The sequence below is a fragment of the Streptomyces sp. NPDC034103 genome (assembly GCF_055575395.1).
Window position 1 is genome coordinate 461,052 of record NZ_JBVISS010000002.1, and the last position, 23,773, is coordinate 484,824.

General features: G+C 70.3%; 20 protein-coding genes. 2 read left to right on the forward strand and 18 right to left on the reverse strand.

Translation table 11 applies throughout. From position 1 onward, the window contains the following. Window positions 1-69: 69 nt before the first annotated feature. The 7 genes from ACZ56U_RS05285 to ACZ56U_RS05315 all read right to left on the reverse strand — a co-directional run bounded on the left by ACZ56U_RS05285 (window position 70) and on the right by ACZ56U_RS05315 (window position 9,401). Window positions 70-501: an ATP-binding protein gene (locus ACZ56U_RS05285; protein WP_469082678.1), complete on the reverse strand. Its 432-nt coding sequence runs from the start codon at window positions 499-501 to the stop codon at window positions 70-72. 288 nt (window positions 502-789) lie between these two features. After that, complete coding sequence (locus ACZ56U_RS05290) at window positions 790-1,464, reverse strand: lytic polysaccharide monooxygenase auxiliary activity family 9 protein (RefSeq protein WP_469082679.1); 675 nt, start codon at window positions 1,462-1,464, stop codon at window positions 790-792. 290 nt (window positions 1,465-1,754) lie between these two features. Further along, window positions 1,755-4,799 carry an FG-GAP repeat domain-containing protein gene (locus ACZ56U_RS05295; protein WP_469082680.1) on the reverse strand — a complete coding sequence of 1,015 codons (3,045 nt, stop codon included), beginning with the start codon at window positions 4,797-4,799 and terminating at the stop codon, window positions 1,755-1,757. Window positions 4,800-5,094: 295 nt separating this feature from the next. Then, entirely contained in the window at window positions 5,095-5,982 is an 888-nt protein-coding gene (locus ACZ56U_RS05300; protein WP_469082681.1) for an adenosine deaminase family protein, read from the reverse strand. Beyond that, window positions 5,979-6,983: a class I SAM-dependent methyltransferase gene (locus ACZ56U_RS05305; protein ID WP_469082682.1), complete on the reverse strand. Its 1,005-nt coding sequence runs from the start codon at window positions 6,981-6,983 to the stop codon at window positions 5,979-5,981. Before ACZ56U_RS05305 ends, ACZ56U_RS05300 begins: the two co-directional genes overlap by 4 nt. Window positions 6,984-7,276: 293 nt before the next feature. Then, window positions 7,277-8,596: a prenyltransferase/squalene oxidase repeat-containing protein gene (locus ACZ56U_RS05310; protein ID WP_469082683.1), complete on the reverse strand. Its 1,320-nt coding sequence runs from the start codon at window positions 8,594-8,596 to the stop codon at window positions 7,277-7,279. A 280-nt stretch (window positions 8,597-8,876) separates the two neighbouring features. Continuing rightward, window positions 8,877-9,401: a MarR family winged helix-turn-helix transcriptional regulator gene (locus ACZ56U_RS05315; protein ID WP_469082852.1), complete on the reverse strand. Its 525-nt coding sequence runs from the start codon at window positions 9,399-9,401 to the stop codon at window positions 8,877-8,879. Window positions 9,402-9,441: 40 nt separating this feature from the next. On the opposite strand from ACZ56U_RS05315, the gene ACZ56U_RS05320 reads away from it, so the two are divergent. Further along, window positions 9,442-10,467: a DMT family transporter gene (locus ACZ56U_RS05320; protein WP_469082684.1), complete on the forward strand. Its 1,026-nt coding sequence runs from the start codon at window positions 9,442-9,444 to the stop codon at window positions 10,465-10,467. Window positions 10,468-10,532: 65 nt separating this feature from the next. Here ACZ56U_RS05320 and ACZ56U_RS05325 read toward each other — a convergent pair whose 3' ends face one another. Next, entirely contained in the window at window positions 10,533-11,117 is a 585-nt protein-coding gene (locus ACZ56U_RS05325; protein ID WP_469082685.1) for a phosphorylase family protein, read from the reverse strand. A 108-nt stretch (window positions 11,118-11,225) separates the two neighbouring features. Between ACZ56U_RS05325 and ACZ56U_RS05330 the strand changes: the two genes are divergently transcribed. Then, window positions 11,226-12,053: an SAM-dependent methyltransferase gene (locus ACZ56U_RS05330; protein ID WP_469082686.1), complete on the forward strand. Its 828-nt coding sequence runs from the start codon at window positions 11,226-11,228 to the stop codon at window positions 12,051-12,053. Between the two features lie 104 nt (window positions 12,054-12,157). Here the strand turns inward: ACZ56U_RS05330 and ACZ56U_RS05335 are convergent, their stop codons facing one another. The 10 genes from ACZ56U_RS05335 to ACZ56U_RS05380 all read right to left on the reverse strand — a co-directional run bounded on the left by ACZ56U_RS05335 (window position 12,158) and on the right by ACZ56U_RS05380 (window position 23,638). Further along, window positions 12,158-13,729, reverse strand: coding sequence for an ABC transporter ATP-binding protein (locus ACZ56U_RS05335; RefSeq protein ID WP_469082687.1), 1,572 nt, complete (start codon window positions 13,727-13,729; stop codon window positions 12,158-12,160). Next, on the reverse strand, window positions 13,726-14,601 hold the full coding sequence (locus ACZ56U_RS05340) for an ABC transporter permease (RefSeq protein WP_469082688.1): 876 nt from the start codon (window positions 14,599-14,601) through the stop codon (window positions 13,726-13,728). The genes ACZ56U_RS05335 and ACZ56U_RS05340 overlap by 4 nt, the downstream gene beginning before the upstream one ends. Next, complete coding sequence (locus tag ACZ56U_RS05345) at window positions 14,598-15,551, reverse strand: ABC transporter permease (protein ID WP_469082689.1); 954 nt, start codon at window positions 15,549-15,551, stop codon at window positions 14,598-14,600. Before ACZ56U_RS05345 ends, ACZ56U_RS05340 begins: the two co-directional genes overlap by 4 nt. Beyond that, window positions 15,548-17,197, reverse strand: coding sequence for an ABC transporter substrate-binding protein (locus ACZ56U_RS05350; protein WP_469082690.1), 1,650 nt, complete (start codon window positions 17,195-17,197; stop codon window positions 15,548-15,550). The genes ACZ56U_RS05345 and ACZ56U_RS05350 overlap by 4 nt, the downstream gene beginning before the upstream one ends. 117 nt (window positions 17,198-17,314) lie before the next feature. Further along, on the reverse strand, window positions 17,315-18,124 hold the full coding sequence (locus ACZ56U_RS05355) for a class I SAM-dependent methyltransferase (protein ID WP_469082691.1): 810 nt from the start codon (window positions 18,122-18,124) through the stop codon (window positions 17,315-17,317). Window positions 18,125-18,138: 14 nt separating this feature from the next. Further along, window positions 18,139-19,401, reverse strand: a complete 1,263-nt coding sequence (locus ACZ56U_RS05360; protein ID WP_469082692.1) for an MFS transporter — start codon at window positions 19,399-19,401, stop codon at window positions 18,139-18,141. Beyond that, window positions 19,385-20,446 carry a dipeptide epimerase gene (locus tag ACZ56U_RS05365; protein WP_469082693.1) on the reverse strand — a complete coding sequence of 354 codons (1,062 nt, stop codon included), beginning with the start codon at window positions 20,444-20,446 and terminating at the stop codon, window positions 19,385-19,387. Before ACZ56U_RS05365 ends, ACZ56U_RS05360 begins: the two co-directional genes overlap by 17 nt. After that, entirely contained in the window at window positions 20,443-21,540 is a 1,098-nt protein-coding gene (locus ACZ56U_RS05370) for a PLP-dependent cysteine synthase family protein (protein WP_469082694.1), read from the reverse strand. Before ACZ56U_RS05370 ends, ACZ56U_RS05365 begins: the two co-directional genes overlap by 4 nt. Continuing rightward, entirely contained in the window at window positions 21,537-22,385 is an 849-nt protein-coding gene (locus ACZ56U_RS05375; RefSeq protein ID WP_469082695.1) for a Rossmann-like domain-containing protein, read from the reverse strand. The genes ACZ56U_RS05370 and ACZ56U_RS05375 overlap by 4 nt, the downstream gene beginning before the upstream one ends. Continuing rightward, window positions 22,382-23,638, reverse strand: a complete 1,257-nt coding sequence (locus tag ACZ56U_RS05380) for an ATP-grasp domain-containing protein (protein WP_469082696.1) — start codon at window positions 23,636-23,638, stop codon at window positions 22,382-22,384. The genes ACZ56U_RS05375 and ACZ56U_RS05380 overlap by 4 nt, the downstream gene beginning before the upstream one ends. Between the last annotated feature and the right edge of the window lie 135 nt (window positions 23,639-23,773).

Below are 23,773 nucleotides of genomic sequence, written 5' to 3' on the forward strand. Positions count from 1 at the left end.
TCGGCCAGACGGCGGCCGTTACAGGTCTTGTGCCGGACCAGCCACAGCCGGCGTCACCGGTGAGCGGACTCAACTGTGGCTGTCCTCACGGTCGGCGGCGGCCGCGGGGGAGCCGGGGCGGAAGCACGCTGTCACGGTCTTGCCGTGGCGTTGGCACTTCGTCGCCCAATCGTCGGCGAGCGTGCGCACGATGGAGACCCCTCGACCGGAGACCGCACCCGGCTCCGGTTCGCGCTGCTGTGGCAGCGACGGATCATCGTCGTGGACGCTCACCTGAAGACAGTCGCCGTCCCATGTGAGGACCAGATGTGCGTCGCTGTGGGCGTGGATGTGCGCATTGGTGATCAGTTCGGACACCGCCAGCACGATGGCGTCCACCGTGTCCGGTTCGTCGGCGGTCCAAGGCAGGGACTCGAGCCGGCTTCGTGTCCACTCCCGGCCGACGCGGACTCCTTCGGACATGGGAAACGAGTGCGCCCACCCCATTGCTTTGACCGCCACTGTCCGACTTCCTCTCCTTGGCCCACCAAAGGTCACGTGCACGCACCGTGTACCCGAACCCCGAGTCGACAGGCACGACGACGCCTTTCGTCGAGGACGCGGTGGCAATCAGGGGCACCAGCACCGGCGCCTCCGCCGGAGGTGTCAGAGCAGCACGCCTACGAGCGCGGGAAGCTCCGTCGGGGCGGGGTGACCGTATGGGTCCCCTGCCCCGACGGAGCTCGGTCGGGCGGATGGCGCGTTACCGGCGCCCGGCACAGGCGGGTGCCGTGTGCGATGCTCCTCGGCTCAGCCGAAGTTCACGTCGCTGCACCACATGTAGGTCTGGTCGAGGTGTGAGGCCTGCCAGATCACGAACAGGATGTGGTGTCCGCTGTAGCCGGAGGTCCGGACGGGGAACGTGATGTCCTTCGCGGGGGCGTAGCGGCCGGTCTGCGTGATGAAGTCGAGGTTGCTCCAGCCCAGGGTCTGGGTCTTGGGGTCGAAGCCCTGCTTGCTCACGTAGACCTTGAAGTAGTCGGCACCGTGGGACGCCTGGTCGTACAGGTGGACCGAGAAATTGCTGCTGACGTTGGTGGTCTTCCACGGCCCGGGCTTGTTCAGGCTGGCGTTCCTGGAGAGGTTGTTGCTGCAGAGCGTCCCGTCGGGGGTCCGCGCCTGGAACTGGCCGCCGAGGCCGTCGCGGAGGGCGCTCATCCAGTTCCACATGGTGTCGGCGTTGGCCTGGAAGGCCTGCCAGCACATGGGGTCTTGGGTCTGCATGGCCGGGTTCGTGTGGTTGCTGCCCCACGTCTTCCAGCATTGGTAGGCGCGGGTGGCGGGGTCGACGACGGTGCCGTGGGCCTGGGCGGGGGTCGACCAGGTGAGCGCGCCGACCACCAGGGCGAACAGCATGACGAGCGCCTGGAGAGGCCGGCGGAGCGATGACCGCGAACGCCCGGTTAACGGACTCTGGTTGCGCATGTGGGGGGACTCCTTCCAGTTGCAAGGCTGTTATGGGAGCGCTCCCAACGCTAGGACTTCTGAGGGAGATGTCAATGAAGCAAACGGAGTTGATTACAGGGGTGGACGGCGACCTGGGAATCTGGCGTGAGCCGGGGGTCAGAACCGTTCCCGGGACCGGAAAGCGGGGATGCGGCTGGGACTGGCGCGCTTGACCGGGCGGCCATCGTACGACTTCCGCACGGTGGTCGCCCGGGGCCCGACCGGCCTCGGCTAAAGCCCGGTCAGCCCGATCACCCCGGGCAGCCCTGTCAGAACACGCCCTTGTATCCCTGCCACCCGGTCGCGATTTTCGTACGGGCCCCGAACGACCCCTTGCCGTCGCCGTTGTTGCGCCACACCGTGCCCGAGGTGTCCCGGGAGATGATGTCCGCCTTGCCGTCGCCGGTGAGGTCGCCGACGCCGACGACGACGTTGTACGACGAGCCCCAGTTCGCGGCGACCTTCACCCGAGCCTTGAAGCCACCGGTGCCGTTCCCGTCGTAGCGCCACAGGGTGTTCGACTTGTCCTGGGCCAACAGGTCCCCGCGGCCGTCGCCGTTGAAGTCGCCGACGCCCACGACCTTCTTGTACGTCTTCCAGTTGTCGTAGAGCTTCACCCGCGCCGACAGCTTGCCCGCGCTCGTGCCCTTGTAGAGGTACACGGCGCCGGTGGAGCTGTTGCGGGCGATGAGGTCGGGCCGCCCGTCGGCGTTCACGTCTCCCGGCGAGGTCAGGACGTCGTACTGGTTCCAGCCGTTGCCGAGCGAGGTGCGCGGGGTGTCCGTGCCGAACACCTGCCCCTGCCAGGTGCGGTACACCCTCAGCTCACCGCTGCTGAACCGGACGAGGACGTCATTCTGGCGGTCGCCGTTCAGGTCGCCGAACGGGACCAGGGTCACCGAGGAGGGCCAGCCCGAGGCGGACATGGCCTTGTCGAGGCCCCCCGTCCCGTTGCCGGGGCGGTAGCTGATGACACCGGACGGGCTGAGGGTCATCACGTCGCCGATGCCGTCGGGCGTCCAGGTGTCGTAGTTGATGAAGTCGCGGCGTACGGCGGCTCCCTGGGACACGCGCACCGTCTTGGTGACGGTCAGCGCGGGCCCTGACCCGTCGGCCGGCGGGGCCGTCAGCTTGAGGGTGTACGTGCCGTTGGGGACGTACACGCCCTTGCCGTCGCGACCGTCCCACCGCACGGCCAGGTTGCCCGACACCTCCCCGCCGGAGAACGTACGGGCCACCGCGCCGGTAGCCTTGCTGGTGAGCGTGGCCTTCCAGGAGGCGGCGGGCTTGGAGAGCAGCCCGCGCCACTGCCACGACCAGTCGCGGCCGTATTCGGAGGTCACCTCGGACTCGATCACCCCGAGCGCCTGGGTGGCGGTCCCGCTGGGCACCAGGTGGATCCGCCGGTCCGCGTCGACGTAGGCCGCGGGACCGCCGAACTTGTCCACGGTCCAGGTCACCCCGCGCCGGCTGGAACCGCCCGCCGCGAGATCGCCGATTTTATGGGTGGCCGCGGTGCCGTCGGCGAAGGAGGTGAGCAGGAGCGCGCCGGCCGCGGTGTCGTGCCGTACGACATAGCCGTCGCCGAGCAGGGCCTCGCCGGACGGGACGGTGATGTTCTTCTTCGCCGTACGGTCCCACACCCCGGCCGTCGAGGTCGGGCCGCAGGACCAGTAGATCCAACGGCCCACCGTCTGAAGGTCCTTGGCCACGCACGGGGCACCGGTACTGATCGTGTCGGTGACCTCGCCGGTCTTCAGGTCCTTGGCGGTGACGACACCTGTGCTGGAGCCCGGCGTCCAGACCTTGGTGCCCCAGACGGAGGCGGCCGTGACCGAACGGGTCACGATCGGCTGGAGGTCGGAGTACACCCCGAGGTCGCCGATGTACTGCTTGGCGGGGGAGGCGCCGTTGACGATCGCGTAGCGGCCGGTGACGTCGAGGAGGGCTCCGGAGGCGGAGGGCACCCGGAAGAAACCAGCCACGTCGTTCTTGAAGACCGACTGGACGTATGAGCCGCCGGTGGGGTCGGAGTCGGCGGTGAACGTCACCGCGCGGCCGTCCCCGGTGGCGTACGGGCCCACGTTGTTGCCGTCCCAGGCCTGCCAGGTGGGTGCGCCCGGCGTGCCGTCGGCGGCGATCGGCCGGGTGTAGTACGCGCCCATGAAACTGGCGTCGGCCTCGTCGGTGGCCAGCATGCCGTTCTGAAGCGACAGCCGGTCGATCCTCGCGGCGACCGGCGGTACCGCGGTCAGTTTCGTCGGCGTCGGGGCGGCCGCCCCCGTGTCGGCGAACCGGCGCACCGCCCAGTCGCCGGAGTCGGTGCCGCCCACGGCCAGCAGACCGCCGTCGGGCGTCGTGACGAGGGAGGTGTTGGCGTGCCGGAGCAGAGTGACCGGGTCACCGCCCGTCAGGGGTATGGCCATCAGCCGCTCGCCGGACTTGTCGACCCAGTCCTGCGGGCTCGCCGGCACGGAACGGGCCACCAGCAGCCAGTTCCCGGCGATGCCCACGGACGGGGTGCCCTCCGTGCCGGGCAGCTTCAGCGCCGTCCCGGGGGCGGAGAGGTCGGCGCGGTCCAGGACGTGGGCGGACCACAGGCCGGACCACCAGACCAGCCGGTCCGCGCTCAACGCGACACCGGTCGGCACGACGTTCAGGGTCACGTCGCCGGTGACCTTCGCTGTGGCCAGGTCGACCAGCATCAGGTGCTGCATGCCGTTCGGCGGTGCGTAGGTGAGGACTGCGGTGGTGCTGTCTCCGCCCAGGACGGTGAAGTTGGTGGTGACGCCGGTCGGCCATCCCTCGACGGGGGTGCCCTCGGCGGCCGCGCCCGGACCGTAGAGCCACGGCGTGCGGTTGCCGTCGGTGTCCCGCGCCTGGGTCAGCACGTGGGTGCCGAAGGCGGCTTGGTAGGTGCCGTGGGTGAGGACGACGTCCGTGCTGGTCCCGGCGGCCATGTCCTTGAGGACGACCTTCTTGGTGGGCGGGACGACCTCGGCGACGACGTCGGACGACGAACCCAGGTACCCGGGGATGTCCAGGGAGGGCAGGTTACCCAGTTCGGTCGTCGCGCCCGTGGCGTACGACGTCCACAGGTAGCCGGAACGACCCTCCTGGGCGTGCAGATAGCCGGTGGGCCCCGCGCTGCGGATCCGGTCCACGCGCGGGGCGTAACGGTTGGACTGGAAGACCTTCTCCGCCGCCAGGGTGGTGCCCGCGGAGGCGGTGGCCGCGCCGGTGATCCCTGCGGCGGTCGCGGCGAGGACCGCGATCGCGGCTATGACCCCGCGGGTAGTGGTAGGTCTGGTCAACGTCGGCTCCTGGGCCTCTGGTCGGGACAAAGGCAGAGCATGACGGGACGACGATGGCCCAACAGGCGCACGTCACATGAACGGTGGAAAGTCCCCGGCCCCCCGGCCGTCCCCCCAAGCACAGCCGCATGAGGCTAACACCGGCCTGCGCGGCAGCGTGGCCGACCCTCACCGGACGCGCCACGCGCCGCAATTGGGCGTCGGCTTCCCCTCCCGGGGTGCCCCCGGCCGCTCGGAGGGTGGGCTGCCCGTGAGACCTGGGACCGTGCTCGGTACGCAGATCCAGACCAAGGGGTCAATCGATGGGGAACTCGGTGAAGCAGAACGGCAGCGCTCGCTTCTGCAGGGCGAGGACCTCACTGGTCGTGCAGTGAAGCACTTCCGCGGCCGTGGAGATCTCCGCCGGGAATGACCGTCCGGTGTGGAGCGGCACGTCGGCGTTGAAGGAGACCAGCACACCATGTTCGATCATCGTCCGTACGGGATGCTCTTCGATGTCCCGTACTGCGCCCAGTGCCTCGTTGGAGGTCAGCGAGACCTCGACGTGTATGTGGTCGCGTGCCAGGCGGTCCATGAGCGCCTTGCTCGACGCGGCGGCGATGCCGTGGCCTATGCGCTGCGCACCCAGTCGGTCCAAGGCCGACCAGATGTGCCGATCGGATCCGAATTCGCCGGCGTGGACCGTCACTCCACGACCGGCCGAACGCGCCGCCGAGCAGAACGTCTGAAAGCGGTCGACATCCGGGTGCCTTCTCTCGTCCCCGGCGAGATCGACGCCGACGAAGGTGGAGGGCAGGCGAGCCAGCGCTGCTGCGCACTCCTCCAGCGTCTCGTCAGGGCAGTCCCGGTTCAGCAGCAGCACGGCTCGTACATACGGGTCACGTAGGTGGTCAAGCACTCCGTGCGTGATGCCGAGGACGTCCTCCAGCGACAGCCCGTCGGTGAGGAAGCGCCTGGGCGACACGCGCAGTTCGACGTAGTCGACCCCCTGGGCGACGTGCTCGGCATGCACGTCCCGCAGGAACCGTCCGAGATCGTGACCGCTGACCCGGACCCGGTCCGGTGTGTCGACCCGGTGGGCGTCGAAGAACGCCGCACTGGAACGGGGACGCCGACTCGGCAGGCCCACTGCCCGGCGTTTGCGCTCCTCTGGCTCCAGATGCAGGTGCAGGTGCGGTATCACGCCGGCTTCCTCAGGAGAGCCTTGATCCAGCGCTGGACGTTTGAGGAGGAGTCCAACTCGTCCTCCGACCAGGTTCTGAGCACCTCGAAGCCACTCTTGTCCGCCAGGCTCCGGAGACGGTCGACCCGGTAGAAGTAGAAGTGCCGCCGAGGCGACCCGTCACCGGCCATCGGCAGCGCGACATGCCCCTCTCCCTCTTTGACCGAGACCTGCGCGACCCCCCCGGGCCGCAGTACACGATGGAACTCCTGCAACGACCGTAGAAAGTCCTCCGACGGAAGGTGCAGCAGCACGGCCGAACACCAGACCGCGGCCACGCAGTGGGCGGGAAGGGGCAGACTCCGCACGTCACCCAGGACCGGCAGGGTCCGGTCGTGGACCGGCGCGTGGGACAGCAGTGACCCACTGGCGTCCAATGCCAGCACATGCTTTCCCCGCTGCGCGAACCGGAGTGCGTCGCGTCCGGCACCGGCCCCCGCATCCAGTACGACACCGTCGACGGTACCGGCCAGTTCGTCGATCTCGCCGGGAAGGGCGGAGCCCGGTGCGAACGAAGCCGTCCGGCGGGCGTAGGACTCGGCCGCGCTGTCGTAGGCGAGCACGGTTTCCTCCATGGGCCCCAGAGGCTGTGCCTGCCGCGCCTTTTGCAAGGCCGCGGTGGTCCAGCGGGCATTGCCCAGGAAGGGGAACGCCGCCCAGTCCCACAGGTCGGGCTCGTTGAGCAGACCGGCCCACACGCGTCGTGCGTACTGCGAAGGTAATTTCGGATCGATCAAGAGATGGCCCTCGTCCTGTTTCCAGGAGCAGTAGTAGTAGTTGCTGTGCCGCGCTGCCGCGGCCGCCAAGCCCGCCGAAGTGGTGATGCGTCGACTTCCGGGAGGGACGAACGACTCGGGGTCCATGCCATGCTCAAGCGGGAACAGGTGGAGATGCGCGTGGGTGACGCACGAGCCGCCGCCTCCCTCGCGTGAGCCGGAGGAGCCGTGCTCCACGAGGACCACGGCCCCGCCGAAGGTACGACGTATCAGCTCTGCGGCTCCCCATGCCGTGCGGAAGACATGGGTGCGTTCACCTCCGGGTAACTCGCCTACGCTCAGCGCGTGATGGTGAGGCACCACGAGTGCGTATCCAGGCACCACGCAGCCCAACCCGGACAGGACGTCAGCGGCCCTGGTGCGCATCACCAGCCGGGAGAAGGCGTCGTCCAATCCAGGAAGACGCGGGTCACCGGTCGCCGCGCTCCCACTCCAGCGCACCTCGTCACACAGCTCGCAGGGTCCGTCGGCATCCCTCCTCACGGCCCCGCCCCCACTCCGGGGGAGTGCCGCCGTTGCCATAGATAATCGAAAAGCATGAGTAGTAGCGGAACTATGAGCGACATCAGGAATTCCGACAAAGACAGGCTTCCGCTGATCAACAGTCCTAGCGGAATACCCGTGGCCGCGACGGAAACCAACCACAGTATGGCAGTCAGGCGTTTCGTCCGGATCCAGTCCCGCAGAATGCTCCGCACCAGCAGACCTCGCGAGAAGCGCCGCCCCACGTCTTCGTTCTGCACGATCACACAACCGGGAAAGAGCAGCGACGCCCTGCTGTTCGGCGTCGTGAGGATGGTCGACCTGGCCAGCGCCAGAGCGTTGACGAACGGCCAGATCGCCCATATGGACGGCCGGGTCGGACTGCGAGGCAGTTCCCACACCCCGCTTTCCTGCTGCGTATCGAGTATTCCCTGGAGCGTTTCGAAGACCTTCGGCTGAAGCGGATCGACCACACCCGCCGACAACAGAGCACTGATCGCGAGAGGCCCCGCGAAGTGCGGCAATGAGTTCTGGAAGACGGCGGTCGCACCGGCCTGCGCGAACGGCACGTCGTACTCCTCCACCGTGGTGCTGCGCTCGACGTGGGTCCCGGGGCTCAGCCCCTCGAGCAACCACTCCGTAGTGCGACGGATGGTGTTGACGCTCAACGCGCCCGGAATGCGAGTCAGAGCCATGAGGGCCCAACTCGTGTGGACCAGCGTGGGCTCAGCATCCGGCAGCGGGCCCCAGGCGGGCACCCCGGGGTTCTGGGCGTCGATGAGCCAGCGCTGCGCCTGGGCCAGCGCGGCCCGGTCCCCGCCGCACTCGTCGAGCGCCAGAACGGCGAGCGCGGTGTGGAACACACGCGAAGGCTGCCCGGCGTACGATCCCCAGCCGCAGTCGACGTTCTGGTTGTCCCTGATCCACTCGGCACCGCGCCGCACACTCGCACCGCCGCTGAGCAGTCCCACGTCCGGCCTGCTCAACGCACGGACCACCCATGCCGTGGCCTCGAGGATGGGAAAGCCGTTGGTCGTGCGCACAGACCAGCCACCGCTGTGCGGATTTCCCGGGTGGGTCTGCTGGCCGATCAAATAGGCCAGCACGTCAGGAGCCCTCTCGAACACGACCCCGGGAACGCTGAAGGTGAAGAGCCCGACAGCTGATGCGGTGATCCCTGGAAGGGGATCATCCAGGTAGTGGTACCAACCCGCCGCCCCGGAACCGGACCGGAAATTCCGCCGCAGACAACCATGCGCACGATCGATTGCTTCAGTTAACGCATAACCGTCCAGATCGGCCGTCGATCGCGCCATGACATCCCCCTGAAGTGCCACGGAATTGCTCTCGTGCCGCCATGATGCCCATCGCACCGGGGCATGATTCGCCATCGGCGGCAGACGGCCCGAAAGACGCATGATCCGGGGCTTGCCGCTTGCCTTCCGTCCTCAGAACGGCCAACGGGACTGCTGTCGTTGCCGTCGCACCGGTGGTAGGTCGGTTCGATCCAGGTGACGATCGCGACCCGCACCTCCTGGTGGGTGGCCAAGGCGCGGAGATTGAGGGCGTGCTTCTGTGGCGGTGTGAGGCAGTTGATCAGTCGCCGCCAGCAGGGTGCGGATGCTCCATGCGGGAGAGCCATGCCGTCAGCAGCGTTTCGAGTGCCGAGGCCTCGGTGGGCGACAGGAGATCGAGCAGGCGCCGCTCGTTGTGCATGTGGTCGGTGAACGCGCGGTCGATGAGTTCCAGTCCGGGTCTGGCAAGGGCGACGATTCGGCCCCGTTGGTCGCCGTTGGACCGGCGGCGGGTGACGAGTCCGGCTCGCTCCAGGCGATCGATCCTCTTTGTCATCGCGCCGGTGGTGACCATGGTGTGCGCGGCGAGCTCGCCGGGTGCCCGTTCATACGGCTCGCCCGCGCGCCGCAGGGCGCACAGGACGTCGAATTCTCCCTCGCTCAGGCCGTAGCGGGCGTAGACGAGGCGGAGTTCCTCACTGAGGTGGTCTGCCAGACGGTGGAGTCGGCCGATCACTCCTTGCGGCGTGATGTCGACCTCAGGTCGTTCGCGGCGCCACTCTTCCTGGATGCGGGCTACGCGGTCCACGGGTTGCCGGTTGTCCATGACCCCCATATTAACTTCCCGGGAAGCTATGTTGTCTTCCATGGAAGCTAATGTCCGTTGGGTTGTGCTGACCGCAGTCGCGCCGGTGGCCTGGGGGTCCAACTACTTCGTCACCCGTGAGTTCCTCCCGGTGGACAGCCCGGTGTACGGGGCTGCCCTGCGAGCGCTGCCCGCCGGCCTCGCCCTACTGGCCTTCCGCCGACGACGGCCCCGTGGTGCCTGGTGGTGGCGGTCCGCCGTACTGGGCCTGGTCAACGTGAGCGTGTTCTTCGTCCTCGTCTACGCCGCCTCCCAGCTGCTGCCCGCGAGCGTCGCCTCGACAGTCATGGCGGTGTCTCCGCTGACGATGATGTTGATTGCGTGGCCCCTGGTGTCCGAGCGGCCCCGGGCCGCACACCTGGCCGGTGCCCTGGTCGGGCTCGGCGGCGTATGTCTCATGCTGCTCACGGGGGCAGGAGCGACAAGCGTGCCGGGGATCCTTGCCGCGGCGGCGGCCGTACTCGTGTCGTCCTTCGGGCACATCCTGGCCAAGCGGTGGGGCGGCGAAGCCGACGTGATAACCACGACCGCCTGGCAGCTCACCGCAGGGGGTCTGCTCTTGCTTCCGGTTGCCGTGGTGGTGGAAGGCGCTCCGCCCACGCTCTCCGCATCCGCGCTCCTCGCCTTCTGTTACGTCGCCATGGTGGCTACCGCATTGGCCTTCACCGCCTGGTTCGTCGGCTTGCGATACCTGCCTGCGGGCACCGTGGGGCTGATAGGACTCCTCAACCCGGTCACCGGCGTGCTGTTCGGCACAGCACTCGCCGGAGAAGTGCTGACCATTCAGCAACTCTGCGGACTCGCCCTGGTCCTGGCAGGCGTCACCCTCGGTCGCCCCGTGCCTGCCGGCCCACGTGTCCGTGATCAGGCATCCGGTTATCTTGAACCTGGGCCAAGAGCGAACGACCGAGTTGCCTGCGGGGAGGCGTCGCTCGAACAGGGCGGCCAAGTCGCTGTTCCACAGACCGGTGACATCCCTGACGCTCTAGAAGGCGCTGGTGGCGCAGGAGCTGAGGATGCCAAGTAGGAAGGCGTTCATATGGGGCTCTGGTCGGGGGAGCTCTCGTGTAGTTGTGCCGGTGCCAGGATGGGTCAGCAGAGGTAGGGGAGCAGGCGGTTGAGGACGTGGGCGGCGTTTCGGCTCGCGAGTTCGTGGTGGCTGTGGCCCTTTTGCTCGTCTGCGTTGTCGGACACGCCGCGGATGACGATCCAGCCGGGATTGGCCGTGCCGTGGACCGAGTTCTCCTGCCAGTACTGGCTGAGGCCGCCGGCCTCCATGTCTACGGCGAGGACTTTTTCGTGGTAGGCGGTGAGGTAGGTGCGGATGTCACTGGCCCGGTCGGCGATGACGGCCTCGCCGGACCCGATGACCCCGGGGTAGATCTCATACTGCTCGTCGGCGTGTGCGGTCATCTGACCGTTGATGCGTGCAGGCGTCCCGTGGTCGGTGAAGTAGGCATTCACGGCGTGCACGATGTGGGCCGGCGCCTGCCGGTGTTCGCCGCGGCGGCGGGTGTCCCCCCGAGGATTGATACTGCGGTTTTCGTAGTAGACGACGTCGGTGGAGACGATGACGTTGCCGATGCGGGCGTGGTCGTCATGGATGCCGCCGGCGATGCCGACGAGCGCCCACAGGCGGGGGTTGTAGTGGCGGCGGAGGTTTTCCAGGGCGGCCATGGTAGACCGCTGACCCTGGCTTTGCGTCTGCGTGGGCCCCCGCCACGCGCTGCCTTGAGTGATTGGAGGCGCTCAAAACAGGCGTGCGCAAGCGGTGTTGACGGGAGAATGACCGCCATGATGTACAAAGGCTCCCCCATCGACCCGACCAAGCCCAGCATCGCCCGCGTCTACGACTACCTGCTCAACGGCAAGGACAACTACGCGGTGGACCGTGAGATCGGCGACGTGTTCAAGCGCGACCTGCCCGGCTCGGTGGCCATTGCCTTTGCCAATCGGGCGGCCTTGGCCCGGGCGGTCAGAGAGATCGCGAGGACCACCGGTATCCGGCAGTTCGTCGACCTGGGCAGTGGCCTGCCGACGGCGGACAACGTTCACCAGGTCGCGCAACGGCACGCCCCGGAATCCCGGGTGGTCTACGTCGACAACGATCCCCAAGTCCTGGTCCATGGACGGGCATTGCTGGAGAGCAACGAACGGACCCGCGTCGTCCCGGGCGATGTGCGTGACCCCGAAGCCATCCGCACTCACCCAGATACCGCCGAACTCATAGATTTCGCTCGACCGGTGGCTGTCATGCTCAGCGCCATCCTCCACCACGTCAACGATGACGAGGACCCTGCCGGTATCGTCCGCTACTGGCGCCGGCACGTCCCCTCGGGAAGCTACTTCTTCATCAGCCACTTCCGCTCGGGCAACAACCCGGAGACAACGGAGGCCGAGGCTGTCCTCCAGCAGACGTTCGGCCGCGGTCGGTGGCGCACCGACGCCGAGATCGCCTCACTGCTGGACGGCCTGGAGATCCTCGATCCAGGCGTCGTTCCCGCGTCGTTGTGGCGTCCCGATGAGAACGGTGAGCCATGGGACATCGGTCAAAGGAAAGAACTCACGGTCTGGGAGCAACTCATCGTGGCCGGGCTGGCCCGGAAGGTCTAGGGTCCGTCTTCAAAGATCATCGGGCGGTGGATCACGGTGGGGTGCTACGCCGCCATGAACTGCCGCGGTCGGCTCGTGTCCCACCACGTCCACCGGGCGACCGGTCACGTGCCCGTTCCGGCTGCCAGGCGTGCCGTGGTTTCCATGAGCGAGATGGTGAACGGGTGGCCGGGGGTGGTCAGGACGCGTTCGGCTGGGCCCTGTTCGACGAGTTCGCCGGCGTCCAGGACGGCGATGCGGTGGGCGAGGGCCGCGGTGTCCAGGTCGTGGGTGATCAGCACCAGGGACAGGTCGTCGCGGTCGCGGACCAGTGTCGTAAGGATGTCGAGGATGCCCCGGCGGGTGATCGTGTCGAGGCCGGAGGTGATCTCGTCGCAGATGAGGACGCGAGGGCGGGCGAGGAGGGCGCGGGCGAGGGCGGCGCGCTGGAGTTCGCCGCCGGAGAGCTGACCGGGGCGCCGGTGGACCAGGTCTTCGGGGAGGCCGAGGCGGGTCAGGGCGGTTCGGGCTTCCCGGGTCGCGGTGTCCGCGTCGGTGCCGCGCAGGCGGATCGCGGTGCGGGCGACCTGGTGGAGTACGGGGCGGTGTTCGTCGAAGGCGGCGCCCGCGTCCTGGAAGACGTACTGCACGGCCGCGAGGTGCGTGCGGCTGCGGTCGCGCAGGCTGTGGGGCAGCGGTGTGCCGTCGAGGAGGACCTCTCCGTCGTGGTCACGGTGGAGACCGGCGAGGCAGCGGGCGAGGGTGGTCTTGCCGCTGCCGGAGCGGCCGACGACGGCCAGGCATTCGCCCGGGTGCAGGTCCAGGCGGGGGGTGCGCAGCACCACGGTCGTGCCGTGCGCGCCGTCGTGGTGGCGGGCGGTGAGGTCGCGTACCCGCAGGACGGGCCGCTCGGTGCCGGTCGAACCGGCCGGTGCCGGGAACTGCGGCCGCTCACTGAGCAGTTCGCGGGTCCATTCGTGCTGGGGCGCGAGCAAGACGCGTGGTGCCGGGCCCGACTCGACGACCCGACCCGCCCGCATGACGATGAGCTCGTCGGCGAGTGCGCGTACGACGTCCAGGTCGTGGCTGAGCAGGACGACGGCGATGCCGCGTGCCGCGAGGGCCGCCAGCTGGTCGACGATACGGCTCTTGGTCAGGGCGTCCTGGCCGGTCGTGGGCTCGTCTGCCACGATGACCCGGGCGCCGAGCAGCAGGGCCTGCGCGAGGACGACCCGCTGCTGCTGACCGCCGGAGAGCTGGTGCGGGTAGCGCCGCAGTAGGTCCTCGGCGTCCGGGAGTTGGGCTTCGGCGAGGGCGTGCAGGACGCGTTCGCGGGCCGCCGACCGGCGCCGCCCCAGCGGAAGGTGGGCGACCTGGGCGCGGGCGATGTCGGTGAGCAGCGCGGCGATACGGCGGGCGGGGTTGAGGACGGCTGCCGGGTGCTGGGGGATGTAGCCGACCAGGCCGTCGGCCGTCAGGCGTACGTCGCCGGTGACGTGGGCGCCGGGCGGGTACTCACCGAGCAGGGCGAGGCCGGTGGTGGTCTTGCCGCTGCCGGAGGCGCCGACCAGCGCCGTGACCTTCCCGGGCAGGGCCTTGAGGCTGACTCCGTCGACGATCGCCCTGCCGTCGATCTCGACGCGCAGGTCGCGGATCTCGGCCACGGGATCCGGGGTGGTGTCGTTCTCGTGGTTCACGGACGTGCTTCCTTCTCTGTCCGGCTTCGAAGGCTGCCGCTCGCACCTCCGGATGTGGCCGTGCGCGCGGGGGCGCCCTGTCTCCCGCCCTTGTCGAGCGCGGCGTCGAAGAGGAGGTTCGTGCCCATCGTCAGGCCGACGATCATCAGGGCGGGGACCACGACGGCCCACGGCTGGACGAACAGACCGGTGCGGTTGCGGTCGACCATGACCGCCCAGTCGGCGGCGTCCGGGGCCACGCCGACGCCGAGGAAGGCGGCCGTGGCGACCAGGTACAGCACCCCGGTCAGCCGGGTGCCGGCGTCGGCGGCCAGGGTGCGCAGCATGGAGCGGCCGACGTAGCCGACGGCCATGCGCCACCACGTCTCGCCCTGCATGCGCAGCGCCTCGACCGCGGGGCGGGCGGCCGCCTCGGCGGCGGCAGCGCGGACCAGGCGGGCCGCGTCGGGCACGTTGACCGCCGCGACCAGCAGGGCGAGGCCGACGGCGCCGGGGGAGAACACCGTCGCCGCCAGCAGGATCAGCAGCAGCGACGGGACGGCGAGCAGCACGTCCAGGGGCCGCATCAGCAGCTCCTCCAGCCAGCGGCGGTGGGTGAGCGCGCTGAGCAGTCCGACGGGAAGGGCCACGAGGTAGGCCAGGGCGGTAGCGGCGAGGGCCGTCAGTACGACCGGCCGACCGCCGTGGAGCACCTGCTGCCAGACGTCACGGCCGACGAAGTCGGTGCCGAGCCAGTGCCCGTCGCCGAGGGTGAAGGACGGGGCCCGGGGGCCCGGTTCGCCGGCGAACAGCGGGCCGAGGAGCGCCAGGGCGAGGGGGAGAGCGATGACCGCGATGCCCAGGTTGAAGCGGCCCGTACGCAGGTTCCTCACGCGGCCACCCCCGCCCGGGGCGCGAGCCGGTGGGTGACCAGGTCGGCGCCGAGGTTGAGCATCACGGTGAGCACGCCGAACACCACGGCGAGACCCTGGACGACGGGCACGTCGCGTTCGGCGACGGCGTTGAGCAGGACGGTGCCGAGTCCGGGGATGACGTACAGCGCCTCCACGACGATGACGCCGCACAGCAGCCAGTCGATGGTGCGGGCGAGTTGCTGGGCGGCGGGAGCGAGGGCGTTGGGCAGGGCGTGGGTGTAGCGGATGCGGGCGCCTGCGATGCCGTAGCGGCGCGCCTGCGCCACGTACGGGGAGGCGAGCGCGTCGATCATGCCGGCGCGTACCAGACGGACCAGGGAGCACACGGGCCGGGCGAGCAGGACGAGGACGGGCAGGACGAGTGCGGCCGGGTGGGCGAGCAGGTCGGTGCCGTAGCCGACGGCGGTCGGTGGCAGCCAGCCCAGCTGGATCGCGAGGACGGTCACCAGCAGCACGCCGAGGGCGAACTCGGGCACCGCGTACACGGCGAGCGTCGCGGAGCTGATGAGCCGGTCCGCCAGGCGCCCCTCGTGGCGGGCGGCCAGAACGCCTAGGCCGAAGCCGACGGGGATGAGCAGGGCGACGGTGAGCGTGGCCAGCAGCAGGGTGGGGCCGAAGCCGTCGGCGATGTACTGGCTGACCGGGCGGCCGGAGGCCAGGGAGGTGCCGAAGTCGCCGTGCAGCAGGCCCGCCGCCCAGTCGGCCAGCCGCTCCACCGCCGGCCGGTCCAGGTGCATGGCCTCGCGGATGGCCTCGATGCGGGCAGGGTCGGGCTGGTCCCCGGCGAGGGCGACGGCGGCGTCGCCCGGCAGCGCCTCGGTGAGCGCGAAGACCAGCAGCACGACGGTCACGGTCTGCGCGACGCCGAGGAGCAGCCGCCGGGCGACGAAGGAGCGCAGTCCGCTCACGCGAGCCACACCTTGTCGAAGCGGGCCCAGTCGATGGTGTTGGCGGGCGCCTTGGTCTCAACCCCCTTCACCGTGCGGGCCGTTCCGATGATCCAGTCCGCGAAGCCCCAGATCAGGAAGCCGCCCTCGGAGTACAGGCGGCGCTGCATGCGTGCGTAGACGGCGGCGCGTTCGGTCTTGTCGGGGGTGGACTGGGCCTGCTGGTAGAGGGCGTCGAAGTCCTTGTGCTGCCACTTGGTGGCGTTGGTGGTGGAGTCGGTGAGCAGGCGCTGGGAGATGTGTGCCTCGATGGGCATGGCGCCGGAGCGGTAGCAGCACAGGGTGCCGCCATCGAGGATGTCGCTCCAGTAGGAGTCCTTGCTGCCCATCTTGACGTCGATGGTGACGCCTGCCTTCTTCGCCTGGTCGCGGAAGATGCTGGCGGCTTCGGTGAATCCGGCGGCGACGGCCGAGGTGTCGAGGGTGACCCTGAGGTTCTCGGCGCCGGCCTGCTTGAGCAGGGCGCGGGCCTTGTCGAGGTCCTGCTCGCGCTGGGGCAGGCCGTCGGCGTAGTACTCGTAGCCCTTGCCGAACAGGTCGTTGCCGATCTCCCCGGCGCCGGACAGGGCGCCGTCGACGAGTTCCTTGCGGTCGGCGATGAGGAAGAACGCCTGGCGCACCCGCTTGTCGTCGAAGGGAGCCCGGTCGGTCTTCATGCAGAAACCCTGCATGGCGCTGCCCCGCAGCCGCACGATCTCGATCTGTCCCTTGCCCTCGTGGGCGCGGGCGGTGGTGGGGTTGAGTTCGTGCGCGTACTCGACCTGCCCGCCGATGAGGGCGTTGACGCGGGCGGACTCCTCGTTGGCGACGACGAACTCGATCTCGTCGAGATGAGGGGCGCCCTCCCAGTAGTCGTCGTTGCGGCGGAAGACCGCTGAGCGGCCCGGGGCGAACGACACGAACCGGAACGGTCCCGAACCGATCGGCTCCTTGTCGAACTCGGTGGCGTTCTCGGGCACGATGTATGCGCCGAACGCGGCCAGGACGTTGGGGAATTCGGCCGTCGGGCGCTTGAGGACGAACTCGATCGACCGCTCGCCGGTGGCGCGGCTGGCCTTGAGGTCGATCGGTTCCAGGGAGGCCTTGGCTCTGAACGCCTGCTTCGGGTCGGCGATGCGGCGGTAGCTGTAAAGGACGTCCTTCGCGGTGACCGGTCTGCCGTCGTGGAAGGTGGCCTCGCGCAGGGTGACCTGCCAGCGGTCCAGGGTCTTGTTGGACTCCCACCTGTCGGCGAGGCGGGGTTGGGCGGAGAGGTCGGGGCCGTAGTCGGCGAGCTTGTCGTAGAGGGCCTTGGCGCGGGCGACGTCGGCGAACAGGTTGGCCAGGTGCGGGTCGAGGGTCTCGCTGGCGCCGCCGCCCGCGAACGCGGCGCGCAGCCGGCCGCCCCGCTTCGGTGTGCCGTCGCCCTTGCTCTCGCCGTCTCCGGAGCCGGAGCCGGAGCCGCCGCATCCGGCGAGGGTGAGTGCGCCGAGCGAGGCGGCACCGGTGGCGGCGAGGAAGCCGCGTCGGCGCAGGCCCGGGAAGCCCCGGGACGAGCGCAAGGGGGCCGGGGTCTCCGCCGACGGCAGGTCCGGAGAGGGGAAAGAGCGGGCGGATTCGTCGTGCATGCGTGGTTCCTCAGGTGTGTGGATGCGCCATTGCGGCGCGGGGGTGGCAGTTCTGGGGCGTCAGGACGCGCGGACGTGCCCGGTCAGGTTTGGGGCGTCAGGAGTCGGGGGGCCCGGTCAGGAGGGTTGGGTCAGGCGGGCCACCACGTGCAGCCGGTCGGCGTCGGCGGCACGGCCGGGAAGGAGACCGTCGTGCCACGGCGGCTCGGTGCGCGGGCCGGGACCGTCGTGGAGCTCGAGGACCTCGAAGCCGTGCGCGGCCAAGAGGTGGCGCAGCTCCTGCGGGAACAGCAGCCGCCATGCGGAGCGTTGCTCGACGGGCTCCGACCCGTCGTCCGCGGTCCACACGCGCGTACGGCGCAGAAGTTGGGCCGTACGGTCAACGGCGAGGGTGGTGGTGGAGCGGTAGGCGATGCCCCGCCAGGCGAACTCGTCCGTCCTGGGTGTGTCGAGCAGGTCGGTGCGGCCCAGGAAGTAGGCACCGTTGCGCATCTCCGCGACGAGCAGTCCGCCCGGGGCCAGGGCCCGGCGGCAGGACGACAGGAAGGCGTCGAGCTCGTCGTTGGTGTGGCAGTACAGCAGGGCGCTGTCCAGGCACACGACGGCGTCGAACGCGTCCTGACCGAGGTCGAATCCGCGCAGGTCGGCGCGCACGTACTCGGGGCCGGGATGGTGCGCGCGGGCGTGCGCGAGCATCGCCTCGGAGAGGTCGGCGCCGGTGACCGTGCGGTCGGCGGAGTGCAGGTGTGCTGCGTCGCGTCCGGTGCCGCAGCCCATGTCCAGCACGCGCGAGCCTGCCCCGTGCCGTCGCAGGCAGTCCTCGGTCCAGCGTCCGGCGAGCCGGTCGGGGTCGGGGAAGCGGGCCTCGTACAGCTCGGGGTTGTCCGTGAGCAGGTTGTGCGTACGCGCGGTCGTCGTCGAGGTCATGTCGGTGTCCTTCCTCAGGCGGTCGCGGGTACGGGGGGCTTCGACGGTGTCGGCAGCGATCCCAGCCGACGCAGCCAGGCCACGCCCAGCGCGGACGCGAGCCCGAACAGCGCGCAGCACGCCCACGGCAGCCAGTCGGCGCCGCCGTGCCTCCCGGTGTCCATGGCCCAGCCGACGACGGTGTTGCCGACGGCTGCGGCGACGCCCGAGACGACGTAGAAGATCCCGAAGTAGGTGCCGGTCAGCTCGGGGCGGCCGAAGCCGGGGATCAGCTCCATGACGAACGGCTGGGCGACCATCACACCGAGGTAGAGCAGCAGGGCCCCCGCCAGCACGGGCAGGGCGCGCAGTGCCGCGTCCACCGTGCCGTCCGGCCCACCGGAGCCACCGGCCACCATGGCGGGTGGCAGGAACGCCAGCGCCATCAGGCCGAGGCCGATGGAGATCCAGCGTGCCCTGTTCCCCCGCTCCTTGAGGGCGCGGGTGATGCGCAGCTGCAAGGTGAGATTGGCGAGGGTGCCGACGACGAAGACGAGGCCGGCCGCGCCGTCCCAGCCGGTGGCCTGCCGTGCGCCGTCGGGCAGCAGCAGGTACAGCTGGTTCTCCAGGGTGAACATGCCGACCATGGCGAGCGCGAAGGCGAGGAAGGCGCGGTTGCCGAGGACCTCGCGCCAGTCCGCGAGCACCGTGCCCTTGCTCGGTTCGACCCGCCGGGCGGGCAGGACCAAGGCCTGCGCGACGGTGAGGACCGCGAAGATCGCGGCGGCGGTCAGGGCCGACGTGCGGAAGTCCACGAGCAGCAGTGCGCTGCCCAGCAGTGGCCCGATCAGCGCCCCGATGGTGGCGAACACGTTGAACAGGGCGAACGCCTCGGCCTTGCGCTCGTCGGCCTCCTGGGCGATGTAGGTGCGTACGGCGGGGTTGAACAGCGCCCCGGCGAAGCCGCTGAGCACGGAGGCGGCGAGCAGGACGGCCAGGTGGTCGCCGAACGCGAACAGCGCGAACCCAACCGTGCGCAGCGCACAGCCGGCGATGATCACACCGCGCGCGCCGAGCCGGTCGGAGGCCGAGCCGCCGATGATGAACAGGCCCTGCTGGCTGAGGTTGCGCACGCCGAGCACGACACCGACGACGGCGGCGGACATGCCCAGGTTCTCGGTGAGGTGGGTGGCGAGGTAGGGGATGAGGAGGTAGAAGCCGGTGTTCACGCCGAGCTGGTTGACCAGCAGCAGCTGGACCGCGAGCGGGAAGCGGCGCATCTCACGCCACGTCTGCACGGCTCACCTCCCGCAGCTCGACGCCCAGCCCGGGCAGGCCACTTGCCCGTACGTAGCCGTCCTCGCCGCCGATACCGGTCCACGGGTCGTGGGCGAGCAGCAGGTGTCCGTCGAGGTCGGCCCAGCGGGCCCGGTCGGCGAGGTGGACGGCGGGCGCGAGGCCGAGGCTGCTGGCGGTCAGGCAGCCCAGCATCAGGCCGGTGCCGCTGCCGTCGATCAACTCCGCGATGCGCAGGGCCGAGTGCACCCCGCCGCACTTGGCGAGCTTGACGTTGACGCCCTGGACGCGCCCGGCCAGCCGGCGCACGTCCTCCAGGTCCACGGCGTCCTCGTCGGCGATGACCGGCAGCGGCGAGCGTTCGGCCAACGCGCCCAGCGCCTCCGGATCGCCGGGGGCGAGGGGCTGTTCGACGGCCTCGACACCGAGGTCGGCGAACCGGGGCAGCAGGGCGTCGGCCTGGGCCGTGGTCCAGGCGCCGTTGGGGTCGAGGAGCAGCCGGGCTCGGGGCGCGGCGTCGCGGATGACGCGGACGCGCTCGACATCGTCCTTTGGATCGGGCGCCCCCGCCTTGACCTTGATCACCTCGAAGCCGCTCGCGGCGAGACGGCGGGCCTGCGCCGACGCGTGCGCGAGGGACGTGATGCCGATGGTGCGGGCGGTCGCGACGACTGGTGCTTCCACGGCACCGAGGAGCCGGTGGACGGGACGGCCCGCGCGCTTGCCGACGAGGTCGAGCAGCGCCGCCTCGACGGCGGCCGTCACGGCCGGGGGAGTGCCGTCACCGGGCAACTCACCCGCTCGCAGGGCCTCCAGGGCGCTCTCGGGATCGGAGAAGCGGGCGAGCTTCGTACCGGCCGCAGCGAGGAGCCCTTCCAGGGACTCGGCGTCCAGGCGGTAATAGACGCTGGTGACGGCCTCACCGTGCCCGGTGACGCCTTCGTGCTCGACGGTCAGCCACACGGCGTCGCGGGCCGACATGGTGGAGCGCGAGATGCGCAGCGGCTCGGTGAGGTCGAGGCGTACGGTGCGCCGGCTGGCCTTCACGGGTTCCTTTCCGAAGGGGGGACGGCCTTCAGCGGGTCGGCGACTCGCGTGCACCGCACCCAGCCGGTTGCCTCGGCCGCGTGCGGGTGCGGGATCTCGACGGGCCGGGTGGCCGCCGTGGCGGGGTCGAGGCCATGGGCGGCGGCGAAGTCGTCGTCGTACACGGTGCCGAGGTAGCGGTGCGGGCCGTCGGGGAAGACGGTGGCGACGACCGCCCCGGGGTGGACGCGGGCGGCCCAGGCGGCGACCCGGGCGGCGGCGCCGGTGCTCCAGCCGCCGCTGACGAAGGCGCCGCGCGCCAGTCGGCGGCAGCTGTCCACGGCCTCGGCGGGGCCGATCCAGTGGACCTCGTCGAAGGCGTCGTAGACGACGTTGCGTGGGTGGATGCTGCTGCCCAGGCCGCGCATCAGGCGGGGCCGGGCGGGCTGGCCGAAGATGGTGGAGCCGGTGGCGTCGACGCCGATCAGGCGCAGCGCGGGCCAGTGCCGCCGCAGCGGGCCGATGATGCCGGCGCTGTGGCCACCGGTGCCGACACTGCACACCAGGATGTCGAGATGGTCGAGCTGGACGGCGAGTTCGGCGGCCAGGGAGGCGTAGCCGGCGGTGTTGTCGGGGTTGTTGTACTGGTCCGGCCAGTAGGCGCCGGGCAGCAGGGCGAGCAGTTCCCGCAGCCGGGCCAGCCGTGCGGCCTGCCAGCCCCCCTGCGGCGCCGGGCGGTCCACGAGTTCCAGGCGGGCGCCGTGGGCGCGCAGCAACTGCCGCATGGACGGCTCCAGTTCACTGTCGCCGACCAGCACGATGGGATGCCCCAGGGCCTGGCCCGCGAAGGCGAGCCCGATGCCGAGCGTGCCGGAGGTGGACTCCACCACCGGGGCACCGGGCCGCAGCTCGCCGCGCTCACGGGCGCCCATCAGCATGGACACCGCGGCCCGGGCCTTCATGCCGCCCGCGGCGAGTCCTTCGAGTTTTGCCCAGAAACCGGGGTGCGGTTCCGGCAGGCCGGCGGTGATGCGCGCGACGGGCGTACGGCCGAGCAGGGTGAGCAGTTCCGGGCGGGCGACGGAGGGTGGGGCGGCTGCGGTGGTCGGGGTCACCGGGGACCTCCCGTATCGCCGGCGCGGTAGCGGTGGACGGTGCCAGGACCGCCGTCCAGCCAGAAGAAGGGGTACGGCTCCGCACACACCGCGCTCACCCCGTGGCCCAGGAAGCGGGGCAGCACGGCGCTGCCGGTCTGGGCGAACATCACCAGCTGCTTGCCCTCGCGCAGCGCGTGCTCCCGCAGCGGCTCGAACGTCCCGTTGCCCAGCGTCATCCCGGACACCAGCAGCGCGTCACACCGGTCGGCCTGGGCCGGCGCATCGGTGACGACCGTCTCGTCCCATTCGGTGAGCCCGCCCTTGAGGTCGCAGGGAACGTAGGCCAGTTGCCGTGACCGCAGCGCCTCCAGCAGGGAATTGACCACTCCGACCACGAGCACCGTCGCTCCCGGCGGCAGATCGAGCAGCTCGACCACCGCCCGCGCCCGGGCCCGGGACTTCTCCAGCGACGTCCCGGCCGGCAGCGGTACGGGCCGGGCGCCGTTGTCCTCGGTGTGCGGGGTGACGTGCATCAGGTAGGCGTCGAGGGCGGCCACGCGCACGGGCGCCAGCGGATGCTCCAGCAGCCGGGCGGCGTTCGCGCCGACGCAGTCCTCGACCGCACGGTCGGGCAGCGCGCCGGGTTCGACCGCGCAACTGCCGACGGCTTCCGCCAGGCGCAGGCTGAGCACCTCGTTGCGGTAGCCGCTGCCGCGTCCGTCGTGCCGTACGGCCTGCCGCGTGGTGAAGGCCACCGCGATCCGCAGGGCGGCCGGATCAGGGCCGAGCTCGCCGGCGAGGACCTGCGCGACGAGTGCCTCGTGCGGCGTCACGCGAGTGGACGCCGGGGTGGCGGAGGTCATCGGATCACCAGCCCGGACCGCAGCTCGCCGAGCAGCGCCTCGACCCGGTCGCGGGCGCCCGGCCCCTCGGCATCGCCCACCATGACGTGCCCGAGGTACTCGTTGTTGCTGCCCGCGGCCTTCACCTGTTTCCCGGGCTCGGCGAGCTGCACCTCCAGGACGCCGGGCCGGTCCCGCAGTCCGCTGCCGTCCAGGGCTTCGAGCACGCCCGCGGTCTGCGGCACGAGGAAGCCGATGGCGGCGCTGCGCAGCCCGGTGTCCGTGCGCCGAAGGTCGGGGGAGAGGCCCAGGGAGACGTCCACGAAGGCGGCGGCGAGGTCGATGCCGGTGACGTGGCGGACCAGCTCGGTGATGCGGTTCCCGGCGGGGCGGGGGTTGACCTCGATCACGCGCGGCCCGGCGGAGGTGAGCTTGATCTCGGTGTGCGCCACGACGCCGTCGGTCAGGCCGAGCGCCTTGAGCGCACCGAGTGCGGTGTGTTCGGCGGTCTCGGATTCCGCGGCCGACAGGGCGGCGGGGAACATGTGGCCGGTCTCGATGAACGCGGGCGCCCCGCCGATGCTCTTGTCGGTCACGCCCACCACGTGGACCGCGCCCGCGTGAGAGACGGTCTCGACGCTCACCTCCGGGCCGTCCAGGAGTTCTTCGAGCAGCACCACGGGTGCCCGCCGCTGCCCGCGCGCGTTGACCGGGAAGTCGGCCAGCGCCCTGACGGCGGCGGCGAGTTGCTCCTCGTCGTCCACCCGCCGTACGTACATGCCCGCGCACAGGTCGACGGGTTTGACCACCAGCGGGTAGCCGATCTCCCGTGCCGCCCGCGCGATGTCGGCCCACTCCTCGTGCACGGCGAAGCGCGGCCCGGGCACTCCGGCGTCGGCCAGGACACGGCGGGCGGCGTCCTTGCGGCAGGCGTTCTCCACCGCCTCGGGGCTCGACGCGGGCAGACCGAGCCGCCCGGCTATCCGCGCCACCGTCGACAGGTAGTAGTCGCAGGACGTGATCACGCCGTCGAACCCGAACACCGCGTGCAGCCGCTCGACTTCGGGCAGCAGGGCCTCTGTGTCGTTGGTGTCGGCTGTGATCACGTTGCGCGCCCCGAGCAGCGGGTGCGCCGCTCCCTCGGGCGCCGATCGCAGGTAATGGTGCAGATCGCGGGTGAGGAACGTGAACTCGTGCCCGCTCTCCCGTATCGCCCGCGGCAACAGCCTGCTCATCGATCCGACCCAGCTCTCGACCACCAACAGATGCGCCACAACTCCCCTTTTCGCGCGGTGCGGTTCAGACCTCAGGACAGCCCGATGAAGCCTCCGTGAGGAGACGGGCCGGCTGCGCCGTGGACACGTTATCGGTAATCATTTTCATTGTCAGTATCTCGGTGGATCCCCCTG

Coding starts and splice junctions, on each gene's coding strand:
- ACZ56U_RS05290 (WP_469082679.1), bottom strand. CDS start 1,464: ATGCGCAACCAGAGTCCGTTAACCGGGCGTTCGCGGTCATCGCTCCGC.
- ACZ56U_RS05310 (WP_469082683.1), bottom strand. CDS start 8,596: ATGGCGCGATCGACGGCCGATCTGGACGGTTATGCGTTAACTGAAGCA.
- ACZ56U_RS05315 (WP_469082852.1), bottom strand. CDS start 9,401: ATGGACAACCGGCAACCCGTGGACCGCGTAGCCCGCATCCAGGAAGAG.
- ACZ56U_RS05320 (WP_469082684.1), top strand. CDS start 9,442: ATGGAAGCTAATGTCCGTTGGGTTGTGCTGACCGCAGTCGCGCCGGTG.
- ACZ56U_RS05325 (WP_469082685.1), bottom strand. CDS start 11,117: ATGGCCGCCCTGGAAAACCTCCGCCGCCACTACAACCCCCGCCTGTGG.
- ACZ56U_RS05330 (WP_469082686.1), top strand. CDS start 11,226: ATGACCGCCATGATGTACAAAGGCTCCCCCATCGACCCGACCAAGCCC.
- ACZ56U_RS05350 (WP_469082690.1), bottom strand. CDS start 17,197: ATGCACGACGAATCCGCCCGCTCTTTCCCCTCTCCGGACCTGCCGTCG.
- ACZ56U_RS05355 (WP_469082691.1), bottom strand. CDS start 18,124: ATGACCTCGACGACGACCGCGCGTACGCACAACCTGCTCACGGACAAC.
- ACZ56U_RS05375 (WP_469082695.1), bottom strand. CDS start 22,385: ATGACCTCCGCCACCCCGGCGTCCACTCGCGTGACGCCGCACGAGGCA.